General features: G+C 41.4%; 7 protein-coding genes and 1 pseudogene. 3 read left to right on the forward strand and 5 right to left on the reverse strand.

The window, feature by feature from the left end:
- The 3 genes and pseudogenes from H513_RS0119195 to sspK form a co-directional block, all read right to left on the reverse strand.
- Positions 1–222 (reverse strand): annotated as a pseudogene (locus H513_RS0119195) (hypothetical protein); the annotation flags it as partial.
- A 440-nt stretch (positions 223–662) separates the two neighbouring features.
- The gene (locus H513_RS21385; RefSeq protein WP_081658355.1) at positions 663–839 is read right to left on the reverse strand and encodes a YpzG family protein; all 177 of its coding nucleotides are present in this window, start codon (positions 837–839) and stop codon (positions 663–665) included.
- A 12-nt stretch (positions 840–851) separates the two neighbouring features.
- Positions 852–1,007, reverse strand: coding sequence for a small, acid-soluble spore protein K (gene sspK / locus H513_RS21390; protein WP_081658356.1), 156 nt, complete (start codon positions 1,005–1,007; stop codon positions 852–854).
- A 118-nt stretch (positions 1,008–1,125) separates the two neighbouring features.
- Between sspK and H513_RS0119210 the strand changes: the two genes are divergently transcribed.
- Positions 1,126–1,389 carry a YfhJ family protein gene (locus H513_RS0119210; RefSeq protein WP_026802186.1) on the forward strand — a complete coding sequence of 88 codons (264 nt, stop codon included), beginning with the start codon at positions 1,126–1,128 and terminating at the stop codon, positions 1,387–1,389.
- 33 nt (positions 1,390–1,422) lie between these two features.
- On the opposite strand, the gene H513_RS0119215 is transcribed toward H513_RS0119210, so the two are convergent.
- On the reverse strand, positions 1,423–2,409 hold the full coding sequence (locus tag H513_RS0119215) for a metal-dependent hydrolase (protein WP_026802187.1): 987 nt from the start codon (positions 2,407–2,409) through the stop codon (positions 1,423–1,425).
- 73 nt (positions 2,410–2,482) lie between these two features.
- Here H513_RS0119215 and mutY point away from each other — a divergent pair, with 73 nt between their 5' ends.
- Positions 2,483–3,562: an A/G-specific adenine glycosylase gene (gene mutY / locus H513_RS0119220; RefSeq protein WP_026802188.1), complete on the forward strand. Its 1,080-nt coding sequence runs from the start codon at positions 2,483–2,485 to the stop codon at positions 3,560–3,562.
- Here the strand turns inward: mutY and H513_RS0119225 are convergent.
- Entirely contained in the window at positions 3,559–3,783 is a 225-nt protein-coding gene (locus H513_RS0119225; RefSeq protein ID WP_026802189.1) for a hypothetical protein, read from the reverse strand. The genes mutY and H513_RS0119225 overlap by 4 nt on opposite strands.
- A 155-nt stretch (positions 3,784–3,938) precedes the next feature.
- Between H513_RS0119225 and H513_RS0119235 the strand changes: the two genes are divergently transcribed.
- Positions 3,939–4,148: a gamma-type small acid-soluble spore protein gene (locus tag H513_RS0119235; RefSeq protein WP_026802190.1), complete on the forward strand. Its 210-nt coding sequence runs from the start codon at positions 3,939–3,941 to the stop codon at positions 4,146–4,148.
- The last annotated feature ends 144 nt before the right edge of the window (positions 4,149–4,292 follow it).

The raw sequence follows: 4,292 nt of genomic DNA on the forward strand, positions 1-4,292 counted from the left end.
TATAGGTTCATATCCAGTATCTAAGTCAAAAACATCAATTCCATTTGCATCTTCTTCTGTTTCATAAACCTTTACGAGCTTAGAACCGTTATTCTTCTTCAAATGTTTATCTAAACTAATTCCTTTTAGTTTCAATTCCGAAAGAGGTTTATATGTTGGGTTCCTACCAAAACTACCAATAGGAAGTTCTATATTTGCCCCAATAAAATGATGTAAAGTCATCTAAACACCCCTCTTCTTTATCCTTATTTTACCATAAAATAGTTAAATCCTTTGTTTAACATTACTGCCCCGTTAGTTTAAGTACATTCCTTCACAAAGTCTACATATGTAGTTGTTCATTAAGCCTTTCGATCCTACAAAATCTTACAATTAACTATACTAAATAACTTAGGTTTTGACCATGGTTTTAGCATCATTTTAACTTGTGGACAATAGCTGTTGTCCAGTTGCTCATTCCTATGCTAAAACCGTTGTTATTTTTAACGTTAAACCATCGAAACCCTAGTCATATCACTAAAAACAAACATGCGAATTCCTATGTGAATTCGCATGTTAAAAGCCTTGCTATTTTCATTTTTCTACCTCTGAACCGAACTACTTACACACATGTGGGTGCTTTTTTTTTACGCAATAAGGCGGTTTTTTGTTAGAGGTTCCGCTTATGTGCGTTTTTTCATTTGTTTCGAAAGGATAATCTCATGTTGAGATTGTTGGGTTTCTCCGTTAATTTGGGCCTTCGAGTGCTTTGGGTTGGCTCTCGGAGACTGGAATGGGTCACTATAAAGGTTGTCAAAAAAGGATTTATCCGGTTTACGTGTATAGTTTTTGGATATCATTACAAGCGCCTCCTATTTATTTCGGTGAGAAGACTTGTTCATACGTTCCTGTGGATTTTGGTTGATGGTGCCGTTCGCACGCTTTGGTGCATACTCTGCCTTTGCTCTTGGTTCACCATCAAATTGCTGTTGGTCACTTGGAAAATGGGATTGTTTGTTACGTGCCATCTTAAACCCTCCTGACTTTCCCCAATTGGATTGAGGATAGTATTAGTATGTGCTGAGACACTAGACGTATGTGATACAATGGGGAAGAATTGAATGGTAATCCACAAGGAGAATGAACATGAACGACACATATAAACGATTAACGCAACATCTGCTTGAACGAAACAACGAATTAACGCACGATCAGGCTCGAGAATGGGTTGAATCGTTATGGGAGGACTTTGAAGCAACGCGTGCGAAGGCGGGTCGACAGTATCAAGGGAAAGAAGTAACAGAGCGTGTGGTACGACAGTGGATTGACAGCCTTGGACCTCGTTTAAATGAGTTTGCTTCTAATAATCCGAAGTACAAGCATTTATTACAGAAAAAAGACGAATCATAAGAAAAGATGACCCTTTAAAGGAGTCATCTTTTCTTATGATGATGTTGGCATCGTATCCAACTTTTTCTGAAGTTTCTCTTCAGAGAAGATCCAACCTGTATAGGAAGAGAGAATTTCTAAGTCATCGTCTAATGTGACTACGGCAACAAACGGATAGCGTCCCTTTGAGCGGTAACGTAAGTCAGTGAAGCGAACTTCCGTGTGATGGTCGTGCTCAACGATTGTCCAACGATAGACAGGAGAGAAATGGAGGAATGCTTCCACATGGTGGTCCGTAATCGCTTTCTCCATAACGGGCATCTCTGGCAGTGGCTTCTTGTGAAATTCATCAAGTATCGTAATCGTGCCATTCTCAGATTTCCCTACGTAGAAGTGTGTAGGAGTTGTAATGGCAAGACGAAAGTGTCGGTTACGCATCGTAGGTGAAGTAACAATTTGTTCAACATCAGGAAATCTTGCTTCAACCTGTTTCGTAATCTGCCGTTTATCTAGATAGCGCTTCACATAATAAAGGAATAAGACGAAATAGACCGTTAGGAACGTGTAGCCGGGGTCTGCCCCAAACATCCATGTGAGTATACCGATTATATGAAATAAGAAGATGTACGGATCAAACGTATTTATGATGCCCCAAGCAACCCAGCGCTCCGAGAAAGGGCGATAAGCTTGCGTGCCATATGCGTTAAATAAATCGACAAAGACGTGGAGAATAACGGCAAGAAAGCTCCACAGCCATAAATGTAGGAAGTTAACTTCTGGTACGAAGAGAAAGATAAGTGCAGGGATTGAAATGCCCCAAAACAATACTGCGGGAATAGAATGGGTAATCCCTCGGTGATTCCGAATGTAGACAGCATTATTCTTAAACTTTGTGACGGTATCAAGGTCTGGTGCTTGTGACCCGGCAATGGTCCCGACCATGATTGCGTTAAATAATGCGGGGTTATCTTGAACGGCTGGGTCGAGCGTAGCTAGGCCACCCAATGCAATTCCCATAACGATGTGTGTACCAGTATCCATGCTTGGTGATAACCTCCTTTGTCAGTTGATTCAGATTGTTAATAATTTAATTGTAGCAGAAGGGTGACAGAAAGTGAAAAACGAACAAGTACCTGTAATACTAGAAGATTTTGATGTCGCTCAATACCAACACGATTTGATTCATTGGTTTAAACAAGAGCAACGAATCTTGCCTTGGAGAGCAAATCAAGACCCTTACAAAGTATGGGTTTCCGAAATTATGCTTCAGCAAACACGAGTCGATACAGTCATTCCCTACTTTGAGAACTTTATGTCCCAATTCCCGACATTAGAAGATTTAGCATATGCCGATGAAGAAAGAGTATTAAAAGCATGGGAAGGACTTGGGTATTATTCTAGAGCAAGAAATCTTCAAACAGCCGTTCGAGAAGTGGTGGAGAACTATGAAGGGCGTGTACCCCATAATGAAAAGGAACTCTCCTCTCTAAAAGGCGTAGGCCCTTATACGAAAGGGGCAATCTTGAGTATTGCTTATGGCATCCCATCACCTGCTGTAGACGGAAACGTGATGAGGGTACTCTCAAGAATCCTCTTTATCGAGAACGATATAGCGAAGCCAGCGACAAGAAAGTTATTTGAAAACATCATCCGTGAAATTATTTCACAAGAAGATCCATCTTCATTCAACCAAGGTCTTATGGAACTTGGAGCGCTTGTATGTACACCGAAAAGCCCATCATGCATGTTATGCCCAGTTCAAGAACATTGCCGAGCCTTCCACGCTGGGAAAGAGCAATTGCTACCAGTGAAATCGTCTAAGAAGAAACAAAAAAGAAAACCATACATGTCCTTACTCCTAAAGGATGAACATGGTCGTATTCTTGTTGAGAAACGTCCTGATGACGGCCTACTCGCTAACCTCTGGCAATTCCCAATGGTTTCACTAGAAGAGCACAACCGCTTGAACGTTGAGAAGTGGATTCAAGGTGAATATGGATTACAAGTCTCTCTTGGGTCAACGGTAGACAACATTAAGCATACATTTTCTCATGTGATTTGGGACCTTGAAGTAATGACTGGTGAGATCAAGTCAGGCGAATTGGATAAATCCAACGCCCGACTTTCTTCACCAGAGGAAATGGAACAGTTACCATTTCCAGTATCTCATCAGAAAATGATGAAACATCTTTAGTCGTAAACAGGCTTTGTACCACTCGTCCAAGTGGCTTCCCGCTTTTTAAAGCCGCCACGACTTTCAATTTCTTTATAAATTTCACGAAGAATGGTTGTACCTTCAGAATTTAAATATGGAGCGATTTGGCTTAATGCATGTTGAAAGTACGCCAACTCACTATCTCGCCATTCATGTTTTGAAGTCATTGTTAATTCAGTCATATCTCGACCGACATACATCCTAATCCCTCCTCAACCCTTATTGTCCGCAAGGGAAAGTGCCACTATGCAGGGATTGGATAGACGTGGAAATGTACTGTTTGGAAAAACAGGCGAAAAAAATTTGGATAACCTCTTCATTATTGCACAAATTAATTGTTGCGGAGGTGAAGAAGATGGCTAAAAAGCAAATGAAAGCTCAACAAAACCAAGCTCAAAACGCGCAACAAACTGCTTCTGGAACTAGCGTTCAACACGTGAAGCAACAAAACGCGCAGTCTGCACAAGGACAAGGCCAATACGGCGCTGAGTTCGGTCAGGCACAAAAAACTGACGTCAACCACGTCAAACAACAAAACGCTAAATCTCAACAAAGCAAGCAATAACGAAGTGTCGTTAACCCCCGAATTCCAGACGACCTTCTAAGAGAAGAGCACTCCCTTATGGGAGTGCTCTTTTTCTTTGTGTTGGAGAGGGAGAAGTTTGAGCGCCTGGACAGCCCCCTACGCTTTTGTTTGTCGTCTAGCTCC

The sequence above is a fragment of the Pontibacillus halophilus JSM 076056 = DSM 19796 genome, assembly GCF_000425205.1.
Classification (GTDB): Bacteria; Bacillota; Bacilli; order Bacillales; family BH030062; genus Pontibacillus_A; species Pontibacillus_A halophilus.